Origin of the sequence: Neorhizobium galegae, assembly GCF_021391675.1 — a bacterium.
In the GTDB taxonomy this organism is placed as follows: Bacteria; Pseudomonadota; Alphaproteobacteria; order Rhizobiales; family Rhizobiaceae; genus Neorhizobium; species Neorhizobium galegae_B.
On the sequence record NZ_CP090095.1, the window covers coordinates 2,834,978 to 2,861,958 of the forward strand.

At 61.6% G+C, this 26,981-nt stretch carries 27 protein-coding genes and 2 pseudogenes; 18 read left to right on the forward strand and 11 right to left on the reverse strand.

Features of this window, described 5'->3' with window-relative positions; all coding sequences use genetic code 11:
* Nucleotides 1-15 precede the first annotated feature (15 nt).
* Entirely contained in the window at nucleotides 16-1,137 is a 1,122-nt protein-coding gene (locus tag LZK81_RS14045; RefSeq protein WP_233953671.1) for an alkene reductase, read from the forward strand.
* Nucleotides 1,138-1,305: 168 nt separating this feature from the next.
* Here LZK81_RS14045 and LZK81_RS14050 read toward each other — a convergent pair whose 3' ends face one another.
* Nucleotides 1,306-3,129 (reverse strand): methyl-accepting chemotaxis protein, encoded by a 1,824-nt coding sequence (locus tag LZK81_RS14050; protein ID WP_233953672.1) that lies wholly within the window; start codon nucleotides 3,127-3,129, stop codon nucleotides 1,306-1,308.
* A gap of 317 nt (nucleotides 3,130-3,446) precedes the next feature.
* A complete protein-coding gene (locus LZK81_RS14055; RefSeq protein ID WP_233953673.1) occupies nucleotides 3,447-3,710 on the reverse strand; it encodes a DUF2188 domain-containing protein in 264 nt (87 codons plus the stop codon).
* 209 nt (nucleotides 3,711-3,919) lie between these two features.
* Between LZK81_RS14055 and LZK81_RS14060 the strand changes: the two genes are divergently transcribed.
* From LZK81_RS14060 to LZK81_RS14075, 4 genes are all read left to right on the forward strand, one after another.
* Complete coding sequence (locus LZK81_RS14060) at nucleotides 3,920-5,047, forward strand: calcium:proton antiporter (protein WP_418936441.1); 1,128 nt, start codon at nucleotides 3,920-3,922, stop codon at nucleotides 5,045-5,047.
* A 169-nt stretch (nucleotides 5,048-5,216) separates the two neighbouring features.
* On the forward strand, nucleotides 5,217-6,335 hold the full coding sequence (locus tag LZK81_RS14065) for a 5-methyltetrahydropteroyltriglutamate--homocysteine S-methyltransferase (RefSeq protein WP_046603883.1): 1,119 nt from the start codon (nucleotides 5,217-5,219) through the stop codon (nucleotides 6,333-6,335).
* Between the two features lie 106 nt (nucleotides 6,336-6,441).
* Nucleotides 6,442-6,864 carry a DUF3597 domain-containing protein gene (locus LZK81_RS14070; protein ID WP_046603882.1) on the forward strand — a complete coding sequence of 141 codons (423 nt, stop codon included), beginning with the start codon at nucleotides 6,442-6,444 and terminating at the stop codon, nucleotides 6,862-6,864.
* Between the two features lie 207 nt (nucleotides 6,865-7,071).
* The gene (locus LZK81_RS14075) at nucleotides 7,072-8,298 is read left to right on the forward strand and encodes a PQQ-dependent sugar dehydrogenase (protein WP_233953675.1); all 1,227 of its coding nucleotides are present in this window, start codon (nucleotides 7,072-7,074) and stop codon (nucleotides 8,296-8,298) included.
* Between the two features lie 39 nt (nucleotides 8,299-8,337).
* Here the strand turns inward: LZK81_RS14075 and LZK81_RS14080 are convergent, their stop codons facing one another.
* The 3 genes and pseudogenes from LZK81_RS14080 to LZK81_RS14090 form a co-directional block, all read right to left on the reverse strand.
* Nucleotides 8,338-8,730 carry a type II toxin-antitoxin system VapC family toxin gene (locus LZK81_RS14080; RefSeq protein WP_046603881.1) on the reverse strand — a complete coding sequence of 131 codons (393 nt, stop codon included), beginning with the start codon at nucleotides 8,728-8,730 and terminating at the stop codon, nucleotides 8,338-8,340.
* Nucleotides 8,727-8,999, reverse strand: a complete 273-nt coding sequence (locus tag LZK81_RS14085; RefSeq protein WP_046603880.1) for a type II toxin-antitoxin system Phd/YefM family antitoxin — start codon at nucleotides 8,997-8,999, stop codon at nucleotides 8,727-8,729. The genes LZK81_RS14080 and LZK81_RS14085 overlap by 4 nt, the downstream gene beginning before the upstream one ends.
* Nucleotides 9,000-9,099: 100 nt before the next feature.
* Nucleotides 9,100-10,303: pseudogene (locus LZK81_RS14090) on the reverse strand (pyridoxal phosphate-dependent aminotransferase).
* Nucleotides 10,304-10,519: 216 nt separating this feature from the next.
* Here LZK81_RS14090 and LZK81_RS14095 point away from each other — a divergent pair.
* Nucleotides 10,520-11,470, forward strand: coding sequence for an EAL domain-containing protein (locus LZK81_RS14095; protein WP_233953676.1), 951 nt, complete (start codon nucleotides 10,520-10,522; stop codon nucleotides 11,468-11,470).
* 530 nt (nucleotides 11,471-12,000) lie between these two features.
* Nucleotides 12,001-12,216, forward strand: coding sequence for a cold-shock protein (locus tag LZK81_RS14100; protein ID WP_003494703.1), 216 nt, complete (start codon nucleotides 12,001-12,003; stop codon nucleotides 12,214-12,216).
* 54 nt (nucleotides 12,217-12,270) lie between these two features.
* Here LZK81_RS14100 and LZK81_RS14105 read toward each other — a convergent pair whose 3' ends face one another.
* Both LZK81_RS14105 and LZK81_RS14110 read right to left on the reverse strand, forming a co-directional pair.
* The gene (locus LZK81_RS14105; protein WP_046609275.1) at nucleotides 12,271-12,948 is read right to left on the reverse strand and encodes an MBL fold metallo-hydrolase; all 678 of its coding nucleotides are present in this window, start codon (nucleotides 12,946-12,948) and stop codon (nucleotides 12,271-12,273) included.
* 70 nt (nucleotides 12,949-13,018) lie between these two features.
* Complete coding sequence (locus LZK81_RS14110; protein ID WP_046609274.1) at nucleotides 13,019-13,240, reverse strand: hypothetical protein; 222 nt, start codon at nucleotides 13,238-13,240, stop codon at nucleotides 13,019-13,021.
* 167 nt (nucleotides 13,241-13,407) lie between these two features.
* Here LZK81_RS14110 and LZK81_RS14115 point away from each other — a divergent pair, with 167 nt between their 5' ends.
* The 5 genes and pseudogenes from LZK81_RS14115 (at nucleotide 13,408) to LZK81_RS14135 (ending at nucleotide 17,483) form a co-directional block, all read left to right on the forward strand.
* Nucleotides 13,408-14,040, forward strand: a complete 633-nt coding sequence (locus tag LZK81_RS14115; protein ID WP_046603875.1) for a DUF1236 domain-containing protein — start codon at nucleotides 13,408-13,410, stop codon at nucleotides 14,038-14,040.
* A 243-nt stretch (nucleotides 14,041-14,283) separates the two neighbouring features.
* The gene (locus LZK81_RS14120) at nucleotides 14,284-14,760 is read left to right on the forward strand and encodes a MarR family winged helix-turn-helix transcriptional regulator (protein ID WP_233956563.1); all 477 of its coding nucleotides are present in this window, start codon (nucleotides 14,284-14,286) and stop codon (nucleotides 14,758-14,760) included.
* A 14-nt stretch (nucleotides 14,761-14,774) separates the two neighbouring features.
* Nucleotides 14,775-15,473 carry a response regulator gene (locus LZK81_RS14125; protein ID WP_046603873.1) on the forward strand — a complete coding sequence of 233 codons (699 nt, stop codon included), beginning with the start codon at nucleotides 14,775-14,777 and terminating at the stop codon, nucleotides 15,471-15,473.
* Between the two features lie 32 nt (nucleotides 15,474-15,505).
* The gene (locus LZK81_RS14130) at nucleotides 15,506-16,885 is read left to right on the forward strand and encodes an ATP-binding protein (protein ID WP_233953677.1); all 1,380 of its coding nucleotides are present in this window, start codon (nucleotides 15,506-15,508) and stop codon (nucleotides 16,883-16,885) included.
* Nucleotides 16,886-16,900: 15 nt separating this feature from the next.
* Nucleotides 16,901-17,483 (forward strand): annotated as a pseudogene (locus LZK81_RS14135) (DUF1349 domain-containing protein).
* Between the two features lie 28 nt (nucleotides 17,484-17,511).
* Here LZK81_RS14135 and LZK81_RS14140 read toward each other — a convergent pair.
* The 4 genes from LZK81_RS14140 to LZK81_RS14155 form a co-directional block, all read right to left on the reverse strand.
* Nucleotides 17,512-17,853 carry a tRNA-binding protein gene (locus LZK81_RS14140; protein ID WP_046603870.1) on the reverse strand — a complete coding sequence of 114 codons (342 nt, stop codon included), beginning with the start codon at nucleotides 17,851-17,853 and terminating at the stop codon, nucleotides 17,512-17,514.
* 10 nt (nucleotides 17,854-17,863) lie between these two features.
* Nucleotides 17,864-18,682, reverse strand: coding sequence for a pyrroline-5-carboxylate reductase (proC, locus tag LZK81_RS14145; RefSeq protein ID WP_233953678.1), 819 nt, complete (start codon nucleotides 18,680-18,682; stop codon nucleotides 17,864-17,866).
* Nucleotides 18,682-19,182, reverse strand: coding sequence for a YbjN domain-containing protein (locus LZK81_RS14150; RefSeq protein WP_046631097.1), 501 nt, complete (start codon nucleotides 19,180-19,182; stop codon nucleotides 18,682-18,684). The genes proC and LZK81_RS14150 overlap by 1 nt, the downstream gene beginning before the upstream one ends.
* A gap of 865 nt (nucleotides 19,183-20,047) precedes the next feature.
* Nucleotides 20,048-20,302: an accessory factor UbiK family protein gene (locus LZK81_RS14155; protein ID WP_233953679.1), complete on the reverse strand. Its 255-nt coding sequence runs from the start codon at nucleotides 20,300-20,302 to the stop codon at nucleotides 20,048-20,050.
* Between the two features lie 365 nt (nucleotides 20,303-20,667).
* Between LZK81_RS14155 and lgt the strand changes: the two genes are divergently transcribed.
* The 6 genes from lgt (at nucleotide 20,668) to LZK81_RS14185 (ending at nucleotide 26,609) form a co-directional block, all read left to right on the forward strand.
* Nucleotides 20,668-21,492: a prolipoprotein diacylglyceryl transferase gene (lgt, locus tag LZK81_RS14160; protein WP_046604128.1), complete on the forward strand. Its 825-nt coding sequence runs from the start codon at nucleotides 20,668-20,670 to the stop codon at nucleotides 21,490-21,492.
* 13 nt (nucleotides 21,493-21,505) lie between these two features.
* Nucleotides 21,506-22,606, forward strand: coding sequence for a class I SAM-dependent methyltransferase (locus LZK81_RS14165; RefSeq protein ID WP_046628557.1), 1,101 nt, complete (start codon nucleotides 21,506-21,508; stop codon nucleotides 22,604-22,606).
* Between the two features lie 133 nt (nucleotides 22,607-22,739).
* A complete protein-coding gene (pgeF, locus tag LZK81_RS14170; RefSeq protein ID WP_233953681.1) occupies nucleotides 22,740-23,534 on the forward strand; it encodes a peptidoglycan editing factor PgeF in 795 nt (264 codons plus the stop codon).
* A 1-nt stretch (nucleotide 23,535) separates the two neighbouring features.
* On the forward strand, nucleotides 23,536-24,687 hold the full coding sequence (locus LZK81_RS14175; protein WP_233953682.1) for a M24 family metallopeptidase: 1,152 nt from the start codon (nucleotides 23,536-23,538) through the stop codon (nucleotides 24,685-24,687).
* A gap of 80 nt (nucleotides 24,688-24,767) precedes the next feature.
* A complete protein-coding gene (locus tag LZK81_RS14180) occupies nucleotides 24,768-25,526 on the forward strand; it encodes a hypothetical protein (protein ID WP_233953683.1) in 759 nt (252 codons plus the stop codon).
* A gap of 150 nt (nucleotides 25,527-25,676) precedes the next feature.
* Entirely contained in the window at nucleotides 25,677-26,609 is a 933-nt protein-coding gene (locus LZK81_RS14185; RefSeq protein WP_046603862.1) for a ribose-phosphate pyrophosphokinase, read from the forward strand.
* The last annotated feature ends 372 nt before the right edge of the window (nucleotides 26,610-26,981 follow it).

A 26,981-nucleotide genomic window follows, 5' to 3' on the forward strand; every position in this document is an offset into this window, starting at 1 on the left:
CATAAGGAATTTCCAATGGCCAGTATTTTTGATCCGACCAGGTTCGGCGACATCGAACTTGCCAACCGCGTCGTCATGGCTCCCCTGACACGCAACCGCTCGCCGAAGGCGATCCCCAACGACCTCAACGTCACCTATTACGAACAGCGCGCCACTGCCGGGCTGATTGTCACCGAAGGCACGCCGGTCAGCCAGCAGGGCCAGGGTTATGCGGACGTACCGGGCCTTTATCTGCCGCAGGCGATCGAAGGCTGGAAGAAGGTGACGGATGCCGTTCACCGCAAGGGCGGCAAGATCGTCACCCAGATCTGGCATGTCGGCCGCGTCTCGCACGTCTCGCTGCAGCCGAACGGCGGCGCTCCGGTTGCTCCCTCGGCCATTCCGGCCGGCGGCAAGACCTATATCACCAATCCGGATGGCAGCGGCGCCTTCGTCGATACGTCCGCTCCCCGCGCGCTCGAACATGCGGAAATCGCCGGAATCGTCAGTGATTTCGCCAAGGGCGCCCGCGCCGCGATCGACGCCGGTTTCGACGGCATCGAAATCCACGGCGCCAACGGCTATCTGATCGACCAGTTCCTGAGGTCGGGCGCCAACCAGCGCACGGACGAATACGGCGGCTCGATCGAGAATCGGGTACGGTTCCTGGTGGAAGTCGTCGATGCGGTGACCAAGGAAATCGGCGCCGGTCGCGTCGGCATCCGCCTGTCGCCGGTAACACCGGCCAACGGCGTCAGCGATCCCGATCCGCAGGCCGTCTTCAACTATGTCGTCGAGCAGCTCGGACCGCGCGGCCTCTCCTTCATCCACGTGATCGAAGGTGCCACCGGCGGCGACCGCGCCTTTTTCCAGGGCGACAAGCCCTTCGATTACCAGGAACTGAAGGATATCTACCGCAAGGCCGGCGGCAAGGGCGGCTGGCTCGTCAACAACGGTTATGACCGCGAAAGCGCCTCCAAGGCCGTCGAAAGCGGTTATGCCGACGCTGTCGCCTTCGGCAAGCACTTCCTCGCCAACCCGGATCTCGTCCAGCGCTTCAAGGACAATGCGCCGCTCAACGAGGCCGACAAGTCCACCTTCTACGGCGGCGGCGCCAAGGGCTATACCGACTACCCGGCGCTCGAAGCGGTCGCCTGATTGAAACAGAGAAGGGGCCGCGCCCACTGGCGGCCCCTTCTCTTGCTGCCCACATGGCGATCTTCAGAAACATCACGGCGGCGCCGCTCTATATGTCGCGCCGAAAGTTGAAACGGGCACGCAAATGTCGGCCCGAGATACGCGATGCGAACGCGACAAAGGAGGGCGTCATCCAGCCTTCCGAAGAGCATATGCCTGGCTCTGGGTCCCGTCACTGATCCTGAACTGACCGAGGAGCTGCCGCAGCGTAGAGCTCTCGTTCGCAAGAGATGCAGACGCCGCACTTGTCTCTTCGACCATCGCCGCGTTCTGTTGCGTCGTATGGTCCAGGCTGTTAACCGCGGTATTGATTTCGGCCAACCCCAACGATTGTTCGCGAGCGGACATGGCGATCGCATCGACGTGTTGGTTCATCGTGACAATCAGACCGCCAATCTTTTTCAACGCTTCGCCAGTCTTTGAGACGAGTTCGACCCCGCGCGCCACCTCTCCGGTGGACGTCTGAATAAGGGCTTTTATTTCCTTGGCGGCCCGGGCGGAGCGCTGTGCCAGCTCTCGGACTTCCTGTGCCACAACGGCAAATCCCTTGCCTGCCTCCCCCGCGCGCGCAGCCTCTACGCCGGCGTTGAGAGCGAGCAAATTGGTTTGGAAGGCAATCTCGTCGATCACGCCGATGATGCTGGAGATCTGATCGGATGATTGCTCGATCCGGCTCATGGCCTGAACGGCCTGGCTGACAATTTCGCCGGATGTCGCCGCACCGGCATTGGCGTCAACGGCGACGCTGCGCGCCTCCTCGGCGCGTTTGGAAGCGGAGGCGACATTCGCCGTAATTTCATCGAGGGCCGCCGCCGTCTGCTCAAGGGCGGAGGCCTGTTGCTCGGTGCGTCTGGCAAGATCGTTTGCGCTGTTGGCGATCTCACTCGAACCGCTGTCCATACTGACGGCAACCCCTGACACTTTGGCGAAAGTCTCGCGCAGTTGAGTGGCGGCGCCGTTGAAATCCCGACGCAACCCCTCGAAATCACGATCGAACGTTTCGCTGATCTGAACCGTGAGATCGCCGTGGGCCAATTGGTCCAGCCCCGTCGCCAACCCCTTGGTCGCCTGTAGCATGGCCGCGGCCCGAGCCCGGTCTGCATGCTCACGGCCCAGCCGCTCGGCTTCGGATACCGCCCGAGTTGTTTCCCTTTCCTCGTCAGCCGCGATTTTCGCCAGGGCGGTCTGCCGGAAGACCTCAACGGCACCGGCCATAGAGCCGATCTCGTCGGCGCGCTCCGAATAGGGAATATCCGAATCCGTATCCCCGGCAGCCAACACCGTCATGGATTTCGTGATGTTTCTGATTGGGCGTGCGATCTCGACCGCAACATACGAAATGGCGCCTGCAACGATGGTGAGAACCACCGTCGCCAAGATCGAAGTAGTCCAGAAAATTGACGAGTACGTCGATTGGCTGCTTTCGTAGGATGCCTCGGAGCCCTTCACGTTGATGCCCAGGAGCTCGCTGGCTGACCCCTCCGCCTTTTCGACAATTGGCTCCATCTCTTTGTAGAAGATAGCCTTGGCGTCGTCGTTGTCATTCTTGCGCGACTTCTCGAGCATTGGCTGCGCAGCTCTGTCGTAGTTGGCGGCAAGCTTCTCGATCTCGGCAAGCAGCTCTGCCTCCCGAGGGGAGGAAATGAGCGGACGATATGCTTCAATGGCATTCTTTTGCCGAGACTGTTGGGCGGAGATCTGTTTTTCCGCCGCGGCAATTGCTTCGTCGCTGATCGACATAATATGATTGGCGTATGCGAATTTCATGCGCTCAAGTTCGAAGAGAATATTACGGGTTACCGAAACGCTCGGGAGCCAGTTCTTGGCGATCGCCGCAGTGTCCTCGTTTACCTGCTGAACACTTCGAAGAGAGAAAACCGCAAACAGAAGGAAGATAGCTGCGAATGACACGTTGATAAGGATCAGCGTCGTCTTAACTTGTGGCCTGCGCATGCAATCTCCTTTGGATTGACTAGGCTACGTCGTCAGACTTAGCTTTCGGTAAGAATACACTAATATTAACAACCGTAATTTAAAGAACGATGAATTACCGACACAGTCGATCTGGCCAGCAGGGCCGGCACGGCCACATAAAAAACATCGGTCGTATCGCTGCCATGCGCACCGGGATCGGCCTCCGTTTGTGGTCGTTCAGATCCTCATCGTTGATATCGATCGAAACGGCTCGACGCGCTTGCCTTGGGCTCCGCTGAGACGACAGGAGCGCGCTCAAACCGCGGCCGCGTTAGTGTCCTTGGCGCACCCCGCACCTAGCGGGCGTCAGCCCCCTCGTCGCCATCCATGACCTCCGCCTCGGGCCGGTCGCCACCCTCGCTGTATTCGTTGTGCCAGATGCCCTTTTCATCCTGCCAGCTGATCTCTTCCGGCTCTCCGCCCACCTGCTGCTCGGCCGCAACGATGCGCGCCGCCTGCAAGGCGTCGGAATGGCTGGGAAAAGTTTCCGAATAGACGTCGCCCTGGCGATAGGCCCAGCCGCCGTCATGCGGCACGACTTTATAGGTAACCTTGGTCATACTCCCTCCTGTCTTTCACGGCTGCCTCGATCCATTCGGATCCTTATCCTGTCGCGGCACCGGGGTGAGAAATTGAAAAAGGTGCCACGAAGTTCCAAGCCACATCGCAAATCACGTCGTAAATTATGGCATCAAAGGCCGCCGACCGCAAATCCTCGAGGCGAAAACGGAACCTTGCTTGACGCCGCAGGTTGCCGCCTTGGATTGTCATGGACCAAGGTCAGGAGTGGAATGTGGGTTTGTTGTCTCTGCTGAAGCAGGAAAGATTTCTCATCGTTGCGCTGGCCGCAGGCTTCGTCGCCTATTCCGTCGAACATTCCGTGCTCCAGGCCGGCAAGACGGCTTCGCTGATCGCCGCCGCCGTCCTGATCGGCATCATCATCCTCGCCTCCACCCGCGTCGCCCACCATGCCGAAGTGCTCGCCCGCAAGGTTGGCGACCCCTACGGCACGATGATCCTGACGCTGTCGGCAGTGGCGGTCGAAGTGCTGATCCTCGCCATCATGATGGGCAATACCAGCTCGCCCACCCTGGTGCGCGACACGATCTATGCGGCGGTCATGCTGGACATCAACGGCATCCTTGGCCTCGCCGCCCTGCTCGGCGGCCTGCGCCATGGCGAGCAGCCCTACAACGACGATTCCAGCCGCACCTACAGCGTGATGATCCTGACGGCCATGAGCATTTCCATGATCGTCCCGGAGTTCATTCCCGGCGACCGCTGGCATTATTATTCCGCCTTCACGATCTGCGCGATGATCGCGCTCTATGCGGTCTTCCTGAAGATGCAGGTCGGTCCGCACAGCTATTTCTTCAGCTACACCTATCCGCGCGCCAAGCCGGCAACCGGCGGCGAAACGCCGAAAGAGGAAGCCGAACACGAATCCGCGACGATCTCGATCGGCATCATCCTTGTCGGCGTCCTGATCATCGGCTTCCTCGCCGAATTCATGTCCACCCTCATGAATGCCGGGCTGGAGGGCAGCGGCGCACCGCTGACATTGATGGCTGTCGTGGTTGCGGCGATTTCCGCAGCGCCCGAAATCCTGACCGCACTGCGCGCGGCACTGCGCAACCGCATGCAGTCCGTCGTCAACATCGCCATGGGAGCCTCGCTCTCGACCGTCATCCTCACCGTGCCCGTGATGGAGAGCATCGCGCTCTACAGCGGCCAGCCCTTCGTCATGGCAATGACCCCGGTTCAGACCGTCATGGTCGCCGTCACCCTGATCGCCGCCGCGATCAACCTCAACGACGGGCAGACCAACGCCATCGAAGGCATGACCCATTTCGTTCTTTTCGCCACCTTCGTGATGCTGACGGCGCTGGGCCTCTAGGCAAAAGAGATTCCACATCAAAGGCTTGCGCGCGACAACGGAATCGGATCGGGAAGAGGTTGAATCAATGTCTGAAATATGGTCGTGTCCGCCGCGGCGAAGGCCGGTTTCCCAGCCGGCCGTCCAGCAATGGGCGCGATCACCGTGTTGCGCATGAAGGAGATTTCAAATGTCTACACCTCCCTACAGAGCCGACCACGTCGGTTCGCTGCTGCGTCCCGCTTCCGTCAAGGAAGCCCGCAAGAAGTTCTATGAAGACAAGAGCATTTCCGCAGACGAATTGAAGGCCGTCGAAGACGAAGGCATTCGGGAACTCGTCAAGCTGCAGGAAAGCGTCGGCCTGAAGGTCGTGACCGACGGCGAAGCCCGTCGCCATTTCTGGCACTACGACTTCCTCGGCCTGCTCGACGGCATGGAATTCGTCACCCGCGAAGCCCACAAGGGCGTCACCTTCCACGGCGTCAAACTGCCGCCGACCTTTCCGACCATCAACGGCAAGCTCGACTTCCCGGATGATCATCCGCATCTGGAACACTTCAAGTTCCTCGCCGCCAACACCAAGGTGACGCCGAAGATCTCCATCCCCGGCCCGAGCGTCGCCCATTACCGCACCGCCCGCGCCGACGTGACCTATCCGGAATACCAGGACCAGGAAGCGCTCTTCGCAGCTCTCGCCCGCACCTATGCCAAGGCCGTGCAAAAGTTCTACGAGGCCGGGTGCCGCTACCTGCAGATGGACGACATCTACTTCGCCTATCTCGGCGACGAGAAGCAGCGCGCGATGAAGCGCGAGGAAGGCTACGATCCGGACTGGTTGATCGAGAAATACGCATTGACCATGCATGAAGCGATCAAGGACCGTCCGAAGGACATGCTGATCGGCATGCATATGTGCCGCGGCAACTTCCGCTCTACCTGGGCGGCCGAAGGCGGTTATGATGCGGCGGCCGACGCCATCTTCAACAAGACCGGCGTCGACATGTTCTTCATGGAATACGACACCGAGCGTTCCGGCGGCCTGCAGCCGCTGAGCCTGCTCCAGAAGGGTTCGAAGCAGCGCGTCTATCCTGGCTTCATCACCACCAAGACCGGTGAGCTCGAAACCCTCGACAGCCTCCGTCGCCACTTCGACGAAGCCTCCAAGTTCGTCGATATCGACCAGCTCGGCATCGCGCCGCAATGCGGTTTCGCCTCGACCGAGGAAGGCAACTCGATCACCGAGGACGACCAGAAGCGCAAGCTCGAACTCGTCGTCCAGACCGCCGAAGCCATCTGGGGCACGGCCTGATCTGATATTCGTGGGCCGCGGGTCGAATAACCCGCGGCCGCCACTTGAGAAATCGTTGTTCTAGCTTAGGTTCCTATTCGGATTTAACCCGAGGGAGACTGGAACAATGGGTATTTTCGACAAGATTAAGAATGCAATTTGGGGCGCAGATGAAGCAGCACCGGCCGCCGAACCTCTGAAACCGGCCGCTCCGGTTTCGGCGTCCGCCGCCCCGGCGTCCAATCCGACGCCCATCCCTTCGGCAACGCCGTCGGCCCCTTCCCCGTCGGGCGCCGTCGACATCACGCCCATACTCGACGCCGCCGTCAAGAAAAGCGGCCAGAAGCTCGATTGGCGCAAGTCGATCGTCGACCTGATGAAGGCGCTCGATCTCGATTCCAGCCTTACGGCCCGCAAGGAACTGGCCGCCGAGCTGCACTATAGCGGCGATACCAACGACTCCGCGACAATGAACGTCTGGCTGCACAAGGCGCTGATGAAGAAACTCGCCGAAAACGGCGGCAAGGTTCCGGCTGACCTCGCCGACTGATCCGCAACCTCGTCCGAACGCACGAAGCCCGCTCTCACCGGCGGGCTTTTGTTCGCGACCCGTCAATAAAATAATCTTGAACGAACTGTGTACGGCGCTTGCCGATGAACGCCCTAGATGAAGGCCATTGCCAGATACTCCTTCGCCGCGCGGGAGTGTCGTTGCAGGCCTCGGCGGGTAATCCGCCCCATTGAAAGGGAGTCCATGATGAAACGCCTCAGTCTTCTCGTGACCGGTTCGGCCCTCTCGCTTGCCTTGTTGGCCGGCCCCGTTCCAGCTCAGAACGCCGGTCAACCCGCAGAAACCAAAACGCCGAACGCCCGCGACCAGAAACCCGCATTCGCCAACCAGACGCGCGCGCCGCAGCCCGCCCGGATGCCGAAGATCGCCCAGGAGGTGGTTGCCGACGGCCTGCCGCATCTCTGGGCTATGGAGTTTCTGCCCGACGGCCGGATGCTGGTGACGGCCAAGCAGGGCGCCATGCACATCATCTCGGACGAAGGCGAGGCCGGGCCGAAAATCGAGGGCGTACCGAACGTGCTTTCCGGCGGCCAGGGCGGTCTGCTCGACGTGGCGCTTGCCCCGGACTTTGCGACCTCCGGCACGATCTTCTTTTCCTTCTCCGAACAGCGGGATGACGGCAACGGCACCTCGGTCGCTTCGGCCAGGCTCGTCCCGGACGCCCGAGGCGGCGGCAGGCTGGAAAATCTCGAAGTCATCTTCCGCCAGATGCCGAGCTATGACGGCAACAAGCATTTCGGCTCACGCCTGGTCTTCGGCCCGAACAAGGAACTCTACGTGACCGTCGGCGAGCGTTCCGATCCACAGCCACGCGTGCAGGCCCAGGACATCGCGAGCGGCCTCGGCAAGGTCTTTCGCATCGACGTGAACGGCAAGGCCCTGCCCGACAATCCGTTCGTCAACCGGCAGGGCGCCCTGCCGGAAATCTGGTCGCTCGGCCACCGCAACCTGCAGTCCGCCACCCTCGACGGACAGGGCCGTCTCTGGACCGTCGAGCACGGACCGCGCGGCGGCGACGAACTGAACCGCCCGGAAGCCGGCAAGAATTACGGCTGGCCGGAGGTCACCTACGGCATCGACTATAGCGGCAGGCCGATCGGCAAGGGCATCACCGCCATGAAGGAGACCGAACAGCCGGTCTATTTCTGGGACCCGGTCATTGCCCCGTCCGGCATGGCCTATTACGACGGCGACGCCATTCCGGAATGGAAGAATTCCTTCCTGATCGGCGGCCTCGTCGCCCAGGGCATCGTGGTCGTCCACATGGACGGCGACAAGGTGGCCTATGAGGAACGCGTACCGCTCGGCGCCCGCATCCGCGACGTCAAGGTCGGCCCCGACGGCGCCGTCTATGCGGTTACCGAACAACGCGGCGGCGGAGAGTCGACGATCGTGAAACTGACCAAGAGCTGATGGGGCAATTCGGCGGGCGGCGCTCCACCGCCCCCTCACCTAGAATTTGAATGCGAGGTGATGTCCGACAAGCGCCCGGTCGATCGTCACCAGTTGCAGCCCTTCGACCTGGCATTGCGCTAGCAGAAGCCGATCGAAGGGGTCGCGTGTTTCCGGCTCCGGCTCTGCGGCGGTGATGACATGCGGGATATCGATGCGCAGGATGGTGAGGCCCGCGCCTTCCAGAACGATCTGCATGTCTTCAAGCGGCACGCCCGGATCAAGCTTTCCTAGGCGGGACTTGATGGCGATCTCCCAGAGGCTGGCGACACTCACGAAACCGGAGAAATCCGCGGCGCTAATCAGCTTGCTTATGTTTGGGAAACGTTGACGCGTATCGGCACGCAAAATAGCCAGGATGATATGCGTGTCGAGAAGACACGACTTGCTCAAGGCAGCGGCCTCAACAGGAAATCTTCCGGCAGCGGATCGTCGAAATCATCCGCAATATATGGAACTGGATTGGTAATACCCCGAGCACGAAGATGAGCCTGGATTGCATCCAAATCAATCCCGCCTTTCTTCTTCGGCAACTCTTGATGCGGCACGATATCAAACACCGGCTTCCCGTCCCGTGTCACGGTCACGGTCTCGCCCTGCTCCACATCCTGGGCAAATTCGTCGAGACGGTCCTGAGCTTCGCGGATTGATACGGTTTTCATGCCCGAAATGTACGTCCGGTTGCTGTCATCGTCAACGCAAGTGCTCGAAACAGAAAAGCCCGCCGTCACCGGCGGGCTTCTGCTGATTGAGTGAAGCCAGTTACTTGCAGTTGGCGCAGAAGCGCTGGATGCGCTTGCAGGCTTCTTCGAGCTGTTCTTCCCGAAGCCGCGTAGGAAATGCGGAAGTTGGGGCCGAGGCCAAAGGCCGAGCCGTGGACGACCGCGACGCCTTCGGTTTCTAGAAGTTCGGTGACGAAATCCTCGTCGGTCTCCATGACCTTGCCCGAGGGCGCGGTCTTGCCGATCAGGCCGGCGCAGGATGGATAGACGTAGAAGGCACCTTCCGGAGACGGGCAGACGATGCCCTTCGCCTGGTTCAGCATCGAGACCACCAGGTCGCGGCGGCCTTCGAAGATCTTCTTGTTCTGCGGAATGAAATCCTGCGGCCCGTTGAGCGCCTCGACCGAAGCCCATTGGGCGATCGTGCAGGCACCGGACGTCTGCTGGCCCTGGATCATGTCCATCGCCTTGATCAGTTCGAGCGGGCCGGCCGCGTAACCGATACGCCAGCCGGTCATCGCATAGGCCTTGGAAACGCCGTTCATCGTCAGCGTCCGGTTGTAGAGCTTCGGCTCCACTTCCGCCGGCGAGACGAACTTGAAGTCGCCATAGGTCAGGTGCTCGTACATGTCGTCGGTCAGCACCCAGACATGCTCGTGCTTGACGAGCACGTCGGTCAGCGCCTTCAGTTCATCATGGCTATAGGCGGCACCCGACGGGTTGGACGGCGAGTTGAACAGGAACCACTTGGTCTTCGGCGTGATCGCCTTTTCGAGATCGGCGGCGGTCACCTTGAAGTTGTTTTCCTGGCTCGCCTTGATGATCACCGAAGTGCCGCCGCAGATGGCAACCATCTCCGGATAGGAAACCCAGTAGGGCGCGGTGATGATCACTTCATCGCCGGGATTCAAGGTCGCCATGAAGGCGTTGAAAAGAATCTGCTTTCCGCCGGTGCCGACGATCGTCTGGGCCGGCGTGTAGTCGAGATTGTTCTCGCGCTTGAACTTCTTGGAGATTGCCTCGCGAAGCTGTGGAATACCGGAAACCGGCGGGTATTTGGTCTCGCCGCGATTGATCGCGTCGATGGCGGCTTTCTTGATGTTGTCCGGCGTATCGAAATCCGGCTCGCCTGCGCCGAGCCCGATCACGTCGCGGCCCTTTGCTTTGAGGTCGCGGGCTTTCTGGGAAACGGCGATGGTGGCAGAGGGCTTTACGCGGGAAAGTGCGTCGGCAAGAAAGGCCATAATCTTCGTCCTGAAGAGCTGTTGAACACGGCGGCATCGCGCGCCGAAAACCGCCCGTACGCTCTATGTCTAAACTATGACGCCGTTTCAAGCACAAAGCTTGAATGCGAGCCATGAAAGAAGCTGATTAAAACCTTCGAAACCTTGTTTACAGCCGCGTAACCCTTGGCTGCTACAACCGGGAGGGATGGATAACGGAAATCGACGGGCACGGGCATGACGCCGAGAAGCATCTTCGCCAATCTGGTTCGCAGCGACAACGGGTCGTTCTCCACCGTCTACGGTCCTTTCCTGCTGCAATCCGCGCTGCAGCCGATCTTTCGCTCAGGCCCGGAAACCGGCCTTGAAATCGAAGCTTTCGAGGGCCTGCTGCGTGCCTCCCGCGACAGCGAACCGGTCTCGCCGGCCGAATTCTTTCCGCTCGTTTCACCGGTCGACATGGCCGATGTCGATAGCATCCTGCGCACCATTCACATCTTGAACACCGGTCGGCTGAACCGGTCCCGCGCCGGGATCTTCGTCAAGTTCCACCCCGGCCTCTTCCGCACGCCGCAGGAAATGCGCCAGGAAGTCGATCGCATCAAGGTCGCCAGCCATGAGGCTGGTCTCGCGCCTGATCGGATCGTCTGCGAAATCTCCGAAAGATCCGGCGCATCCGACGATATTGTAGTCGCCTTCACCGAGCACATGCAGGCGGTCGGTTTCCGCATCGCGATCGACGACTATGGCGCCCGCGATTCCGATCTTGACCGGCTGAAGCGCATCAAACCGGACTACGTGAAGTTCGAGGCTTCCTGGGTGCGCGACTTCCTCGACAATTCTGCCGGTTACGCGCTGCTGCGCGTCATCGTCCGACAGATGCTCGACGATGGTATCGAACCGATCTTCGAAGGGCTCGAAGAGCTTTGGCAGGTGGATCTCTGCGAAGAGCTCGGCGTGCCGCTGATGCAGGGTTATGCCCTGGCGCGGCCCGAACTCGCTCCGACGACATTCAACGAGAGCTTTCCGGAAAGCCTGGCCGACTTCGCGCCACTCCAGACAACCGGCAACGAAAACACGCTCGGCGTCAGCCGGGCCGCCGCAGCGCTACCTCCTCCGGCCTTGGCCAAACCGGTATTCGCAAGGCCTGTCCGCGCTTTTGGCCGCCGGCAATCCAGCGGCGAGTAGTACCAGCAGACCGCGGATTTCACGCTGGGGATGCGTATCGCTTTCGTCTGCAATATCGGACCGGAATGCGCTCCGACCTCATTCAGAGACATGAGCGGCAAAAATTTTTCTTTTCGCGCCATTTGCCCCAAAACGGTACAGGAGAAGGTTAGCAAAGCATTGCCAGCGATGGAATCGCATTGCCGCACCATCAGGAAAGGCTCAAAGCCCGCATTTTCCGGGGGTTCCCGCGATTTGTAATTTGCCATTGTGGCGACAATTCAAAAAACTTTTTCTTGCCAATTTTCAATAAACACAGCACTCTGTGCAAGTTCGGGCAATTTACGAGCATGGGAAGACCTATAATGACGCGCTCCGAAGGCGCTAAGACTTCGGGCGGTAGGCCGGGGGCGGAGATTTCAAAGCAATTCCTGCCGGTCATCGCGGTAAAGACAGGGACCCTTTCTTAAAGCTGCCTGCCGCCGCCCTTAGGGGCTACACTGTGATGCTGTCCGCCGCTGAACACGGACAGAGAGAAAAGGACCTGCTGCATGGCCGAGACTGGCACTGTAAAATTCTTCAATACCGACAAAGGCTTCGGCTTTATCAAGCCTGACAATGGTGGCGCCGATATCTTTGTGCATATCTCTGCCGTACAGGCTTCTGGCCTGTCCGGATTGTCTGAAAACCAGAAAGTAAGCTTCGACACGGAACCGGATCGTCGCGGCAAAGGCCCCAAGGCCGTCAATCTGCAGATCGCCGGCTAAGCCTCCAGAGGCTTGCCATTTCGAGTTGAAGCCCGGCAGAGATGCCGGGTTTTTTTAAACCGAGGTGTGTTGCGGCTTCGATCCGCCGAGGCCGCGCAGGAATGGATTTGTGCGCCGTTCGTCGCCGATCCGACTGCCCGGCCCGTGGCCGCAGATGAACCCGACCTCGTCCCCGAGCGGCAGAACCTTGTCGCGGATCGAAGCGAGCAGCGTATCGTGATCTCCGCCCGGCAGGTCCGTGCGCCCGATCGAGCCGTTGAACAGCACGTCGCCGAGATGCGCGAAACCCTGGGCACGGTTGTAATAGATCACGTGCCCGGGCGCATGTCCGGGGCAATGGAAGATCTCGAAAACATGCTCGCCGAACGAAACCTTGTCTCCTTCGTTGAGCCAGCGGTCCGGCAAGACGTTGCGCACCTCCATCTTGACCCCGAATTTTTCCGCCTGCGTCTCCAGGCGCTGCAGCAGCGGCAGGTCCGCCTCGTGGGGGCCGATCACCTGGATGCCGAGCGCCTCGCGCAATTCGTCGGCGCCGCCCGCATGGTCGATGTGCCCGTGCGTCAGCCAGATTTCCGTGGCCGTAATACCGTTTTCCTTGATGACCTGAAGGATGGTCGGCACGTCGCCGCCCGGATCGACGACAACGCCCTGCTTGGTCTCCTCGTCGAAGAGGATCGTGCAGTTCTGCTGGAATGGTGTAACCGGAATGATACCGGCCTGTAACTTGCCCATGATGCCTCGGCCTGAACGATGATGCTTGCCGGGATATACCGATAAACGGAGGGCATTTCAGCCGAAAAGATCAATTCGAGGCAAGGGTCGTGTAATGCGCGTTGGCGGAAACCGGCGGCGCTAGCGATACGGTGGCGATTAGGAAGGCCGCAATCGCGATCTTCAGCACGAAAACGGTCACCAGCACGCTTCTGAGCGGATTGGCCGCGCCGGATGTTTCCATCCTGATCGGCGGCAGTGCGCTGAAGGTCTGGGCGGTGAAGGTCTGGGCGGTCACGCTCGGGTTCGTCATGGGTTTCTCCGGTGCTTATGGCGGGGACAATGGGTTGGCGGCACAAAGGTTCCGTACCCCATTCTAGCTGTGGCACCCCCGCCACAGCTTGCAGAATCCGCCCGCATTCGGCGGAACCACCCGGACATGCGGGTGTTACCCTGCCAGTCAACATGAGGAGAAAATCCATGACGACTTGGTTGAAATGCCCGGAATTGAAGTGGCTTGGCCTCGGCGCCGTCCTTTCGGCGCTTGCCTTGCCCGCCCAGGCGCAGATGACCACCACCACCGCCTCTGACATCATCGTCCGCTCAGGTCCCGGCCAGAACTATCCCGAGATCGGGATGGCCACCCGCGGCAGCCCCGCCATGATGGACGGTTGCCTCCAGGGGAGCAAATGGTGCCGCATCGACGTCAACGGCATGCGCGGCTGGGTCTATGCGGAATACCTGACGATCCGCCACAACGGCTCGGCGGTCGCGGTCGAGGAATACCGCACCCAGTATGAAGTACCGTCCGTCACCTATGAGACGACCGCAAGCGTCGCTCCGCCCGCCGCCGTTCCGGGTCCGGGGGATGTCCTGCTCGGCCCGGTCGGTGCGGTCGAGGCCGTCGAACCGCCGGAAACCGTCATCAGCTACATCGAGGAGCACCCGGTCCGGCCGGTCTATGTCCGCAACGAAGTGGCGATCGGCGCGACGTTGCCCCCCGAGGTCGTGATCCAGCAAGTGCCGGACTACGATTACGATTACGTCGTCGTCAACGACCGCCCGGTTCTTGTCGATCCCGGCACCCGCCGTATCGTCCACATCTACGATTGAGCTCCACCGTGAAAGGGCGCTGTTCGGCAGCGCCCTTCTCCGTGGCTCGCAGCACCCGCCCTTCCCAACAAATGCTGTTGATTGTTCAGCCTGATCGCGCTTTATGACGTGCGGCAGGTTACAGTGCGAGATCGGCAATAAGAGCTTCGGCCCCAAGATCTTCGGACCCTGGGGCAAGCAGCCAAAAAGGGAAAGGAAACGCGAGTGTCGCGCGCATCGACGGGAAAAGCCGTCAAGAAGGTCATGCCGACAATGCCGGCAGTCGACGAAGCCCAGATCGACTTCGAGACCATCGAACTGCTTTTCTTCGCCTACCGCGATTTCGTGTCCGACCCGGATGCGATCCTCGCCAAGATCGGCATGGGCCGCGCCCACCATCGCGTCGTCTATTTCGTCTGCCGCCAGCCGGGGATGATGGTCACCGACCTGCTCGATACGCTGCAGATCACCAAGCAGAGCCTTGCGCGCGTTCTCAAGCAGCTGATCGAATCGGGTTATATTCGCCAGATGGCCGGCGCCAAGGATCGCCGCCAGCGCAGGCTCTACCCGACGCTTGCCGGCCGTGAACTGGCGCTCGCCCTTTCCGAGCCGCAATCGCGCCGTATCGCTCGCGCCATGGAGGAGCTGACCCCGGACACGCGGGCCTCGGTCAAGGAATTCCTGCGCCGCATGCGCGGCCGCGACGAAAGCCTCGAGCCTATCGACAGCGACTTGGATTAAGTGGGACCTTTGAGATGACGACACCGCCCCCTTCCGATGATGCACCTCATCTTCTCGTCGTCGATGACGACACGCGCATCCGCGATCTTCTGAACCGCTACCTGATGGAACAGGGTTTTCGCGTCACCGTCGCGGGCGACGCCGCGGAAGCCCGCCGCAAGCTCGAAGGCCTGCATTTCGACCTCATCATTCTCGACGTGATGATGCCCGGCGAATCCGGCATTTCGCTCACCCAGTCGCTCTACCAGAAGAAGACGGTTCCGGTGATCCTGCTGACGGCCCGCGCCGAATCGGAATCCCGTATCGCCGGTCTCGAAGCCGGCGCCGACGACTATCTGTCGAAACCCTTCGATCCGCGCGAACTGGTGCTGCGCATCAACAACATCCTGCGCCGCAGCACCTCGCCCGATACGCCGAAAATCGAGCAGATCATGTTCGGCCCCTTCACCTTCTCGATCCCGCGCAAGGAATTGCGCAAGGCCGCCGAGACCATAAGGCTGACGGATCGCGAACAGGAGATCATGCTGCTCTTCGCGCTGCGCGCCGGCGACACCATTCCCCGCCACGAGCTGATCGGCGACGATGCCGAAGTCGGCGAACGCACGATCGACGTGCAGATCAATCGTTTGCGGCGTAAGATCGAGGAGGATCCGGCCAACCCCGTCTATCTCCAGACGGTGCGCGGCATCGGATACAGGCTGAGTATCGATTAGCCGGGAAGAGACCGGCACAGGCTGAAGGCAGAATGGCACTTTTCGACCCTCTGAAGCGCGACATGGACCGGCTCACCTTGCCGGGCTGGCGCCCGATGACCCGCTGGCTGCGCCGCCGCCTGCCGACCGGCCTCTACACCCGTTCGCTTCTGATCGTCATCCTGCCGATGCTGCTGCTGCAGGGCATCGTCGCCTCCGTCTTCATGGAACGGCACTGGCGCATGGTGACCGAACGCCTGTCGGAAGGCACCGTCCGTGACATCGCCGGCATTATCGAGGTGATCCAGGCCTACCCGCAGGACAGCAACTACGACGTGGTGAGCCGCATCGCCAATGACGCGCTGAACCTCACCATCGCCGTCGAGGAAAACGGCCAGCTGCCGCCGCCCCGCCCCCGCCCCTTCTTCGCCATCCTCGACGACATTCTCGCCGAACAGATCACCCGCCAGATCCAGATGCCCTTCTGGATCGACACGATCGGAGACAGCCGGCTTGTCGAGATCCGTATCAAGTTCGATACCAGGGTGCTGCGCGTCTTCGTCCGCCGCGGTTCCACCTATGCCTCCAACACCCATATCTTCCTCGTCTGGATGATCGGCGCCGCCGTCGTGCTGGTGATCATTTCCATCCTTTTCCTGCGCGGCCAGATTCGGCCGATCCTGACGCTCGCGCGTGCTGCCGAAAGCTTCGGCAAGGGACAGAAGACCGACGGTTTCGCTCCCCGCGGCGCTGACGAGATCCGCCGCGCCGGCCTTGCCTTCATCCAGATGCGCGAGCGCATCGAGCGGCAGATGGAACAGCGCACCGCCATGCTCGCAGGCATCAGCCACGACTTGAGGACCATCCTCACCCGGTTCAAGCTGCAGCTGGCGCTTGCCGGCGACAAGCCGGAACTGGCCGGCATGGGCCAGGATGCCGACGACATGCAATCGATGCTGGAAGGTTATCTCGCCTTCGCCAAGGGCGAAGCGGAAGAAGATTTCGGCGAACTGCGGTTGAGCGAGCTGCTTGAAAAGCTCCAGTCGGACTTCGCGCTGCACGGCAAGACCATGACCTACGAGATCGACGGCGAGGACGAGATCGCGGTGCGGCCGAATGCCTTCGCCCGGCTTGTCGGCAACCTCGTGTCCAACAGCGAGCGTTACGCCAAGACGCTCCATGTGGATGCACGGCATAGCGCCAAGTGGCTGACGTTGACGCTCGACGACGACGGTCCGGGCATTCCGCCGCAATCGCGCGAGGACGTCTTCAAGCCGTTCTACCGCCTGGACGAGGCCCGCAACCTCAATGCGTCCGGCACCGGCCTCGGCCTTGCGATCGCCCGTGACATCGCCCGCGCCCATGGCGGCAACGTCACGCTCGCCGACAGCCCCCGCGGCGGCTTGCGCGCCGTCGTGCGCGTCCCCGCCTGATCTTTCGAGGAACCGATGCCGATCGACCTTTCCCACATGACCTGGCTGAACCCGCCGCCGGAAAGCCGTGAGGAGAATGGCAGCCTGGTCGCCCGCTCCGGCTTCGAGACCGACTTCTGGCAGGGCACCTATTACGGCTTTCACCGCGACAGCGGCCACTTCCTCCATAGGGCCCCGAAGCGGCGACTTCATCGCCGAAACTTCCTTCGTCGGCCGCTACGAGGCGCTCTACGACCAGGCGGGCCTGATGATCCGCCATGACGAAAAACACTGGATGAAATGCGGTGTCGAATTCACCGATGGCGCCCGCCATTTCAGCGTGGTGGTGACCAACGGCCACTCCGACTGGTCCGCTTTCCGCCTCACCGACGATTTCGAGGAAATCTCCGTCCGCGTCACCCGCATGGGCGACGCCCTCTTCGTCCAGTACCGAACCGACACGCAGCCGGATTGGCGAATGGCGCGGCTCGCGTTCTTCCCACCCGAGCTCGCCGACCTCTCCGTCGGCATGACCTTCTGCTCGCCGCAGCGCGAAGGCTTCGAGGCGGAATTCCGGTCGTTCGATCTGACCGACGTCAAAAGCCGCGATATTCACTGACGATCTGCCCAGCGCATCAGCGCTCGGGCTACATCAGCTTCCGGCCGTTCGGCACCGGCTGCTCGACGTCAGCCAGCACGATCGCACCGTTTTCGTCCTCGAAGCCGAGGGTCAGCACTTCCGAGCGGAACGGGCCGATCTGCCGCGGCGGGAAATTGACGACGCCGAGCACCTGCCGGCCGACCAGCGTTTCCGGCGTATAATGCACGGTGATCTGCGCCGAGGATTTCCTGATGCCGATTTCCGGACCGAAATCGATCTTCAGCTTGAACGCTGGCTTGCGGGCTTCCGGAAACGGCTCGACCTCAATGATCGTGCCGACGCGGATATCGACTCTTTCGAAGTCGCCATAGGTGATGTCTTCAGCCATTCGAATTTACTCAGGCGCCGAGTTCTTCGGCTCTGCTGCGGGCGGCGGCGATCGCCTTGTCGAACAGGGGCTGCATGCCGTCGTCTGCCATCAGTACGGCAAGTGCTGCGGCGGTCGTGCCGTTCGGAGACGTGACGTTTTGACGAAGCCTGGACGCGTCATCGGGGGACTGGTGAAGGAGCTCGCCAGCCCCCGAGACAGTTTCCCGCGCGAGCCGCATGGCGAGGTCCGCCGGCAGGCCTGCTTTGCGGCCCGCTTCCGCCATGCACTCCACGAGATAGAACACATAGGCCGGACCGCTGCCGGAAACGGCGGTCACCGCATCGATATCCGCTTCGCTTGAAACCCATTCCACCGGCCCGCTGACCTTGAGCAGGGATTGCACCGCTTCGCGCTGGGCGTCGGTAACCTTTGGATTGGCATAGGCGCCGGTAACGCCGCGGCCGATCATTGCCGGCGTGTTCGGCATGGCGCGCACCATGGCCGCCTCGCCGAGATGTTTTTCGAGATAGGCGAGTGTCTTGCCGGCAGCGACCGAAACCACCGCCGTGCCGGGCCCCACGACAGGCTTCAGAGGCGGCAGGACCGCATCCATGAGCTGCGGCTTGACGGCAAGAAACAGGATGTCGGCGGAAGCACCATCGGGCACCGACGCAAAATGACGCGCGCCAGCCTCGGACATCATCGTCTTCATGGCGTCCGAGGGCGACGGGTCGATGACCGTCACGGACGCGCCGGGTACGCCCTTCTTCAGCCAGCCGGACAGCATGGCGCCGCCCATATTGCCGGCGCCGATCAGAATGATGGATCCCAAGTGATCCAAGGCCATCAGCATTCGCCCACGGTTTCGAACAGAACGGCTTCCATGGCGGCTTTCGCCTCCATGCCCGACCATACGACAAACTGGAACGCCTGGTAATAGGATTCGCAGGCTTCGAGCGCGCTCGAAAGCAGCACTTCGACCTGCTGGTTGTTGGGTTCGGCACCGCCCGCCAGCAGCAGCGACTGCCGGAAGATGACGACGTCTTCCTGGCGCCACACGTCGAAATGTCCCATCAGCACCTGACCGTTGACGTGGCTCAGCAGGCGGATGACTTCGTTGACGCGGGCATCGGGAATCTTGATGTCGAAAGCGCAGGCGAGATGCAGCGCTTCGAACTCCTCCATCCAGGAGAAGGAAACATGGTAGTCCGTCCAGCGGCCTTCCACGGTCATGGCGATTTCGTCTTCACCCGACCGTTCGAACGTCCAATCGTTCGAGGCAGCAACGAATTCGATCATATCGACCGGATTCGACTGGCGTTCGATTTCCATTTCCATAAGCGTCATGCGGCACCTTCTTGACCGGAATGAATGCGAATTCGTGCGGTAAAACGCCAAAAACACGCGAACACTAACCGGGAACAACACTGTCGATGATCATCCGACGCTTCCAGAATAACGCAGTCACCCTGTCTGGAGCTTACCAAGCCGTTTCGAATCATCCTTTAAAATCAGTGTACCTAGACGGAGTCCGGCTGCCAGCCCCTCCCTCGGTTTTTACATGGGCAAAACTCCAATCATGTTCGCAGCGGAGATCAGAACGGAGTCATAAGCGACTCTGGACACTGGCTTTTTTGAATGTGTCCACAGGGCGTCATTTTTTTCGTTTCAACACCTCCGCCCGCGCCGAAAATCTGGTCGGCACGGTACGATGGGAGAGCCCACACGAATGCGGAACCTCATTTTGTTTGATATGTGTGGCTCCGCATTCGCGTGGCCTTCGGCGTCTTTTCGAGGCTTCCGGCCCCTACAGGTGATCACCTCGCCCCACTGCGTGGCTTCGTTCGCGATTTCCTTTCGGGAAATCCTGCCACTTGCACGGCTAATCCGAACCCGGCCCGGTGGCCAGGGGGAGGCTTGATAGGAAGGCTTGCCTTTCAGCGCACCCTCCATGGCTTTCACCTCCCTGACCTTTCCTGCACGTTACAGGTCCAACCAGGGCGCCGGCCTCCGCCTGCCCGCGAACGTCTCGCGAAACACTCCGGCGACGGAAGCAAGCGGATTGTAGGCATGGGTTGGGAGGGCGGGGAAGGTATTGGGTACGCCGCTTTCCTCCCCTCTTGGGGAGAGCAAGAAAAAAACAGCATCTTAGCTGACAAGCTCAGTGTTAGATTTCACGGGAGAGAGGTAGATCATCCCCGGGAAACGCAGATCACTGCCCCGAAAGCTTCGCTTCCAGCGCTTCGATCCGCGCCTTCAGCGCCTCGTTCTCGTCGCGCGCGCGGGCGGCCATTTCGCGGACGGCTTCGAATTCCTCGCGCTTGACGATGTCCATGTTGTTGAGGAAGCGTTCGGCCTGGGCGTGGAAAGCCGTTTCGACCTCCTTGCGCACCCCTTGCGCGGCGCCGGCGGCATCGGTCATCAGCCGCGCGAAATCGTCGAGAATGCGGTTCGTACCGGTTGCCATGGTTCTGAACTCCCATATCGTCTGGCCGGCAATCCGGGCCGGCGAATGTCCATAGGGATCAAGTAGGGCCTGTGCGTGCCGCTTGCAAGCATCATCCGATGTACCGGTCGCCCCGTCTCGGACAAATCGATGGATGCCGGCCCTGTCCGTATGGTGGTGCTCGACGATACCTGCGGAAACCTTATTCAGTTGATACAGATGAAGGACAACTGAGGTTCCTGGCAATCGCTGAACTTCACTGGGGTTAAAGGGGCAATCGCCGAGATTCGCCTTGACCGGCGATGAGCGCACCGCCATGTTCCGCGACAATTCGGTTTGTATGAGAACATTGTAATTTGTACGAAGCGCTTCATCTTTTCGCTCTGATGCCGTTCCCGAATATCGATCCGGTGGCCTTCTCCATCGGCCCGTTGGCGGTCCATTGGTATGGGCTCGCCTATGTCGCCGGCATCATGCTCGGCTGGTTCTATGCGCGGCGGCTGGCGGCGAACGGCTCGCTGTGGAAAGACGGCCAGTCGCCGATCACGGCTGCCCAGCTCGACGACTTCCTCGTCTGGGTCGCAGCCGGCATCGTGCTTGGCGGCCGCATCGGCTATATCCTGTTCTACGACATGGGGGCCGTGGCCGCGAACCCCATCCGCGCGGTGGAGATCTGGAACGGCGGCATGTCCTTCCATGGCGGCTTCATCGGCGCGACGGTGGCGATGATCATCTTCGCCCGCCGCAACGCCATTCCCGTCTGGAGCATGTTCGACACGGTCGCCGCGGTCGTGCCCTTCGGCCTGTTCTTCGGCCGCATCGCCAATTTCATCAACGGCGAACTCTGGGGGCGCCTCAGCAGCGCGCCCTGGGCCGTCGTCTTCCCGACCGGCGGGCCGTTCTCCCGCCATCCGAGCCAGCTCTACGAAGCCGGCCTCGAAGGTATCGTGCTCGTCCTCGTGCTTGCCCTGCTGATCTTCCGTTTCAAGGCGCTGAAGGTGCCGGGTACCATCGCCGGCACCTTCGTCGTCGGTTACGCGCTCTGCCGCATCTTCGTGGAATTCTTCCGCGAGCCGGATGCGCAGCTCGGTTATCTGCTCGGCACCAATTGGCTGACCATGGGCATGGTGCTGTCTCTGCCGATGATCGCGGCGGGTGTCTGGGCCATTCTCCGCGCCCGCACGGCGGTAACGTCCGCGGCGAAGGCTTGAGGGGAGGCATGCGTTGAGCACCCCCCTCACCGAAAAGATCAAGACCTTGATCCGCACCAACGGCCCAATCAGCGTGACCGACTATTTCGCGCTGTGCCTCGCCGATCCGGAATACGGCTACTATCGCACCCGCGAGCCTTTCGGCCGCCACGGTGATTTTATCACTGCGCCGGAGATCAGCCAGTTGTTCGGCGAGATGGTCGGCGTCTTCATGGTCCATGCCTGGCAGCAGCATGGCACGCCGACCGGCGTCAGGCTGGTGGAGATCGGCCCCGGCCGCGGCACGATGATGACCGACATGCTGCGGGTGATCAAACGCATCGCGCCCCGGTTTTTTGAAGACCTGCATGTGCATTTGGTCGAGACCAGCGAGCGCCTGCGCGGCGTCCAGCGCATCACGCTCGAGGCTTTTTCGACCAAGATTTCCTGGCATGACAGTTTCGAGGAAGTCCCGGAAGGTTTCACGCTGATCGCCGCCAACGAATTGTTCGATGCGATCCCGATCCGCCAGTTCGTCAAGACACCGACCGGTTTTCGCGAACGTCTCGTTGGTCTTAACGCCGAAGATGAACTCGGCTTTGCCGCCGGCGTCGCGACGCTCGACCCGCAGCTCCTTCCCTCGCCCCTCGCCGGCATTCCCGACGGCACGGTCTTCGAACTGTCGCCGGCCCGCCAGGCGGTGATGCTGACGCTGTGCGAACGCTTGAGGACCTTCGGCGGCACGGCCCTGATCATCGACTACGGCCATCTGGTCACCGGTTTCGGCGACACGCTGCAGGCGGTACGCCACCATGACTACGATCCGCCGCTCGAAAATCCCGGCGAAGCGGATCTCACCAGCCATGTCGATTTCGAGGACCTCGCGCGCATTGCCGTCTCCACGGGCGTTCATCTGAACGGCGGCCTGCGCCAGGGCGACTTCCTGTTCGGCCTCGGCCTTGCCGAGCGGGCGACCGCGCTTGCCAAGGACAAGGAGCCCACCGAGCAGCGCCTGATCGCCGCCGCCGTCGATCGGCTGGCCGGCGAAGGTGCCGGCAAGATGGGCGAACTCTTCAAAGTCATCGCGGTATCGAGCCCGGCATTGAAGCTGATGCCGTTTCGCGCGGTGGAGTAAACAGCGGCCGTCAATTCATCAACCGATTGACATCCGCCCTTTTCTTGCGCCACTCTCGCCCTAGATCGAAGCAGTGGGCAGGCCTTGAGAACACGCCCAAAACCTCTTCAAATCAACGGGATAGACAACGCCGATGCAGGACATACCCTTGCCGGAGCCGATCGAGAGCCCCCTGTTGAACGACAGGGCCGGCGCCCGTATCCGCCACGGTTTCTTCACCCGCAAAGGCGGCGTTTCGGAAGGCCTCTATGCCGGTCTGAATGTCGGCGTCGGCTCGGACGATGACCGCGAAAAAGTGGTCGAGAATCGCACCCGGGTCGCTGCCTGGTTCAGCCTGCCCCTCGAAAAGCTCGCGACCGTGCACCAGATCCATTCGCCCGACGTCTTCGTGGTCGACGAGACCTATGCAGGCGAACGGCCGAAGGTCGACGCGATGGTGACGAGCGTGCCGGGCGTGGCGCTCGGGGTGCTGGCGGCCGATTGCGGCCCGATCCTGTTTGCCGACGGCGAGAACGGCGTGATCGGCGCTGCCCATGCCGGCTGGAAGGGTGCGTTGACCGGCGTGCTCGAAAACACCATCGAGGCAATGGTCTCGTTGGGTGCGGCGCGCGAAAACATCACCGCCGTCCTCGGCCCCTCGATCGGTCCGGAAAGCTACGAGGTCGGACCGGAATTCGTTGAACGGTTCCTGGGCTACGATCCCTCCTACGAGGCCTTCTTCACGCCGTCATCGAATGCGGGGCATTCCATGTTCGACCTGCCGTCGCTGACCATCCGGCGGCTGACGGCATCAGGCGTGCGGGCCGAAAGCCTCGGTCTCGATACCTATCCGGATGCGGAACGGTTCTATTCCTACCGCCGCACCACCCATGCCAAAGAGCCGGATTACGGCCGCCAGATTTCAGCAATCGCACTTCGGGAGAATTGATATGGCCCTGCATTTCGAGAGGAGCGAATACGCCGACCGGCTGACGCGGCTGACGGAGAAGATGCGCGCCGACAAGCTGGATGCGCTTTTGATCTTCGCCCAGGAAAGCATGTACTGGCTGACCGGCTACGACACGTTCGGCTACTGCTTTTTCCAGACCCTGATCGTCAAGGCGGATGGGGCGATGACGCTTCTCACCCGCTCGGCCGACCTGCGCCAGGCCCGCCACACCTCGATCGTCGAGAACATCGTCGTCTGGGTCGATCGGGTGAATGCCGATCCCACCCTCGACCTCAAGAACCTGTTGAGCGACATGGACCTGCTCGGCGCCAAGATCGGCGTCGAATACGATACCCACGGCATGACCGGCCGCGTCGCTCGCCTGCTCGACAACCAGCTCGCCACCTTCGGCCAGATCAGCGACGCCTCCTATCTGGTCAGCACGCTGCGCCTTGTCAAAAGCCAGGCCGAAATCGCCTTTGCCCGCCGTGCCGCCGAGCTTGCCGACGACGCGCTCGACGCGGCGCTGCCACTGATCAAGGCCGGCGGCGACGAGGCGGAAATCCTCGCCGCCATGCAGGGCGCGGTCTTTCTCGGCGGCGGCGATTATCCCGCCAACGAATTCATCATCGGCTCCGGCGCCGATGCGCTGCTCTGCCGATACAAGGCAGGCCGCCGCAAGCTCGACGCGACCGACCAGCTGACGCTCGAGTGGGCGGGTACGGCGGCGCATTACCACGCGGCAATGATGCGCACGGTCATTGTCGGCGAACCGTCGCCGCGCCACCGCGAGCTCCACAAAGCCTGCCTGGAAACCATCACCGCGATCGAGGAGGTTCTGCACCCCGGTCAGACTTTCGGCGACGTCTTCGACACCCATGCCCGCATTCTCGACGAGCGCGGCCTGTCGCGCCATCGCCTCAACGCCTGCGGTTATTCGCTCGGCGCGCGGTTCTCGCCCTCCTGGATGGAGCACCAGATGTTCCACTTCGGCAATCCGCAGGAAATTCTGCCGGACATGACGCTGTTCGTGCACATGATCATCATGGATTCCGACAGCGGCGCCGCCATGACCCTCGGCCACACCTACCTGACGACCGAAGGCGATCCGCAGCCACTTTCCCGCCATCCTTTGGAGCTCATTCAGCGCTGAAAGCTCGAAAAATCAGGCGATTGACAGTTTGGGAGCGAACTTTAAGCTTCTGCCTGAGGAATCTGCGGCAGGAGACGGGTATGCGGCTTTTCGGAACACTGCTGTCCGCTACCCTGCTGGCGGTTGTGCTTGCCTCCTGCAATACGACGGAAGCATTGACGCCGCAGGCGAATGTCGGCGGTGGAGGTGCAAGAACCTCCTCGCCCGTGACCCAGGCGGAAACCGACCGCATGGCCCGCTCGGCACAGCCGGAAACCTACAACAGCAGCGGCGGCTATCAGTCCGGTCCTCAGAACACGCTCGAAGCCCAGGCCCGGGCGCTGGAATCCGGCAACACCGTATCGCCCTCCTCCTCCGGCCCGCCGCCGCAATGGCAGGGCCAGGGGGGAGGCCAGGACCAGCAGCAGACCATGCAGCAGCCGGCAACGGCGGCCGCTCCGCCCCGGCAGCAGAGCGCCTCGCTGCCGCCCGCGTCCGGGCCGACGGTCCGCTTCCTGCCGATCATCGGCGCTCCGGTCCAGGCGGTGACGCCGCTGTCCCGCCAGCTCGGCACTCAGGCCCGCGCCAACGGCCTGACGATCCGGCCGTCGAGCGACAGCAGCACCGAGCATATCCTGAAAGGCTATTTCTCCGCCTTCTCCGACAGCGGCAAGGTCACCATCGTCTATGTCTGGGATATCCTCGATGGTTCCGGCGCCCGGCTGCACCGCATGCAGGGGCAGGAAAGTGTGCCCGGCAGCGGCCAGGACCCGTGGACGTCGGTCCCCGCTTCGACCATGGAGACCATCGCCGCCAAGACGATCCAGGAGTATGTGGCCTGGCGCCAATCCCAGGGCTGAGCTGTCTGGCCGGCCGATCCTGGACTGAACCTCAAAAGCCACGGGTCACAGTTTCTTCATAAAAAAGAGTGAGCGGGTGCGAAACGCACTTGCATTCGAAGGCCGCGGCGGTAAAAGGCCCGCATCCAGCTTCAAAACAGGCGGACCGCAATGAAGGTTTTCGCAGGCAATTCGAACCGGCATCTCGCCGACGCGATCTGCAGCTATCTGAATGTTCCAGTCGGAAAAGCCAGTGTCAGGCGATTTGCAGACCAGGAAATCTTCGTTGAAATTCAGGAAAACGTGCGTGGCGAGGATGTATTCATCATCCAGTCCACGTCATTCCCGACCAACGACCACCTGATGGAACTGCTGATCATGATCGATGCGTTCCGGCGGTCCTCCGCCAAGCGCATCACCGCTGTCCTCCCCTATTTCGGCTACGCCCGCCAGGACCGCAAGGCCGGCCCGCGCACCCCGATCTCGGCAAAGCTTGTCGCCAACCTGATCACCGAGGCCGGCGCCGACCGCGTCCTGACGCTCGACCTGCATGCAGGCCAGATCCAGGGCTTTTTCGACATCCCCACCGACAATCTCTTCGCAGTGCCGGTGCTGGCACGCGACGTGAAAGAACATTACGACCTCAACAACGTCATGGTCGTTTCGCCCGACGTCGGCGGCGTGGTTCGAGCGCGTGCGCTCGCCAAGCGCATCGACTGTCAGCTGGCGATCGTCGACAAGCGCCGCGAGCGCGCCGGCGAGTCCGAGGTGATGAACGTCATCGGCGACATCTCCGGCAAGGACTGCCTGCTGATCGACGATATCGTCGATTCCGGCGGTACTCTCTGCAACGCGGCCGAAGCGCTTCTGAAAAATGGCGCCACCAGCGTCACCGCCTACATCACCCACGGCGTGCTCTCCGGCGGCGCGGTCGCCCGCATCGCCGCTTCCAAGCTGAAGGAACTGGTGATCACCGACTCGATCCAGCCGACCACGGCCGTCCAGTCGGCGCACAATATCCGGGTCATCACCACCGCCAACCTGCTCGGAGAGGCGATCAACCGCACGGCGATGGAATCCTCCGTCTCCAGCCTGTTCGACTGACCTTCTTCTGCCACCAGTATTTGGATAGACTCACCTCCGAACGCAAACAGAGGATGAGTCGCGATGTTTTCCTTTATTGGCCTCTCGAAGAGACTGGCCATCTTCCTTTTAATTCCGCTGCTGTCGGCCTGCGTCGACGGAGGCAGCGGGCCGGGCGGCTATTATCCGCCGGAACGGCCGCGGCCGGACTGGAACCGTCCCCAGAGGCCTGATCGCCCCGATTGGGATCGCCCGGGAACTCCGGACCGCCCCGGTCGGCCAGACCGTCCCGACTGGGACCGCCCGCAACGACCCGACCGCCCGGACTGGAACCGACCCGGCAGGCCCGATCGTCCCGACAGGCCCGACCGCCCGGACTGGAACCAGCCTGGC

What these genes read in the sequence shown, in the direction of transcription:
- LZK81_RS14050 (WP_233953672.1), bottom strand. Translation starts at nt 3,129, where the DNA reads ATGCGCAGGCCACAAGTTAAGACGACGCTGATCCTTATCAACGTGTCA.
- proC (WP_233953678.1), bottom strand. Translation starts at nt 18,682, where the DNA reads ATGGCCTTGGATCACTTGGGATCCATCATTCTGATCGGCGCCGGCAAT.
- LZK81_RS14155 (WP_233953679.1), bottom strand. Translation starts at nt 20,302, where the DNA reads ATGGCAACCGGTACGAACCGCATTCTCGACGATTTCGCGCGGCTGATG.
- lgt (WP_046604128.1), top strand. Translation starts at nt 20,668, where the DNA reads ATGCCGTTCCCGAATATCGATCCGGTGGCCTTCTCCATCGGCCCGTTG.
- LZK81_RS14175 (WP_233953682.1), top strand. Translation starts at nt 23,536, where the DNA reads ATGGCCCTGCATTTCGAGAGGAGCGAATACGCCGACCGGCTGACGCGG.
- LZK81_RS14055 (WP_233953673.1), bottom strand. Translation starts at nt 3,710, where the DNA reads ATGACCAAGGTTACCTATAAAGTCGTGCCGCATGACGGCGGCTGGGCC.
- LZK81_RS14095 (WP_233953676.1), top strand. Translation starts at nt 10,520, where the DNA reads ATGACGCCGAGAAGCATCTTCGCCAATCTGGTTCGCAGCGACAACGGG.
- LZK81_RS14065 (WP_046603883.1), top strand. Translation starts at nt 5,217, where the DNA reads ATGTCTACACCTCCCTACAGAGCCGACCACGTCGGTTCGCTGCTGCGT.
- LZK81_RS14115 (WP_046603875.1), top strand. Translation starts at nt 13,408, where the DNA reads ATGACGACTTGGTTGAAATGCCCGGAATTGAAGTGGCTTGGCCTCGGC.
- LZK81_RS14140 (WP_046603870.1), bottom strand. Translation starts at nt 17,853, where the DNA reads ATGGCTGAAGACATCACCTATGGCGACTTCGAAAGAGTCGATATCCGC.
- LZK81_RS14070 (WP_046603882.1), top strand. Translation starts at nt 6,442, where the DNA reads ATGGGTATTTTCGACAAGATTAAGAATGCAATTTGGGGCGCAGATGAA.
- LZK81_RS14180 (WP_233953683.1), top strand. Translation starts at nt 24,768, where the DNA reads ATGCGGCTTTTCGGAACACTGCTGTCCGCTACCCTGCTGGCGGTTGTG.
- LZK81_RS14060 (WP_418936441.1), top strand. Translation starts at nt 3,920, where the DNA reads ATGGACCAAGGTCAGGAGTGGAATGTGGGTTTGTTGTCTCTGCTGAAG.
- LZK81_RS14085 (WP_046603880.1), bottom strand. Translation starts at nt 8,999, where the DNA reads ATGAAAACCGTATCAATCCGCGAAGCTCAGGACCGTCTCGACGAATTT.
- pgeF (WP_233953681.1), top strand. Translation starts at nt 22,740, where the DNA reads ATGCAGGACATACCCTTGCCGGAGCCGATCGAGAGCCCCCTGTTGAAC.
- LZK81_RS14110 (WP_046609274.1), bottom strand. Translation starts at nt 13,240, where the DNA reads ATGACGAACCCGAGCGTGACCGCCCAGACCTTCACCGCCCAGACCTTC.
- LZK81_RS14100 (WP_003494703.1), top strand. Translation starts at nt 12,001, where the DNA reads ATGGCCGAGACTGGCACTGTAAAATTCTTCAATACCGACAAAGGCTTC.
- LZK81_RS14150 (WP_046631097.1), bottom strand. Translation starts at nt 19,182, where the DNA reads ATGACGCTTATGGAAATGGAAATCGAACGCCAGTCGAATCCGGTCGAT.
- LZK81_RS14185 (WP_046603862.1), top strand. Translation starts at nt 25,677, where the DNA reads ATGAAGGTTTTCGCAGGCAATTCGAACCGGCATCTCGCCGACGCGATC.
- LZK81_RS14120 (WP_233956563.1), top strand. Translation starts at nt 14,284, where the DNA reads ATGCCGACAATGCCGGCAGTCGACGAAGCCCAGATCGACTTCGAGACC.
- LZK81_RS14075 (WP_233953675.1), top strand. Translation starts at nt 7,072, where the DNA reads ATGAAACGCCTCAGTCTTCTCGTGACCGGTTCGGCCCTCTCGCTTGCC.
- LZK81_RS14045 (WP_233953671.1), top strand. Translation starts at nt 16, where the DNA reads ATGGCCAGTATTTTTGATCCGACCAGGTTCGGCGACATCGAACTTGCC.
- LZK81_RS14130 (WP_233953677.1), top strand. Translation starts at nt 15,506, where the DNA reads ATGGCACTTTTCGACCCTCTGAAGCGCGACATGGACCGGCTCACCTTG.
- LZK81_RS14105 (WP_046609275.1), bottom strand. Translation starts at nt 12,948, where the DNA reads ATGGGCAAGTTACAGGCCGGTATCATTCCGGTTACACCATTCCAGCAG.
- LZK81_RS14125 (WP_046603873.1), top strand. Translation starts at nt 14,775, where the DNA reads ATGACGACACCGCCCCCTTCCGATGATGCACCTCATCTTCTCGTCGTC.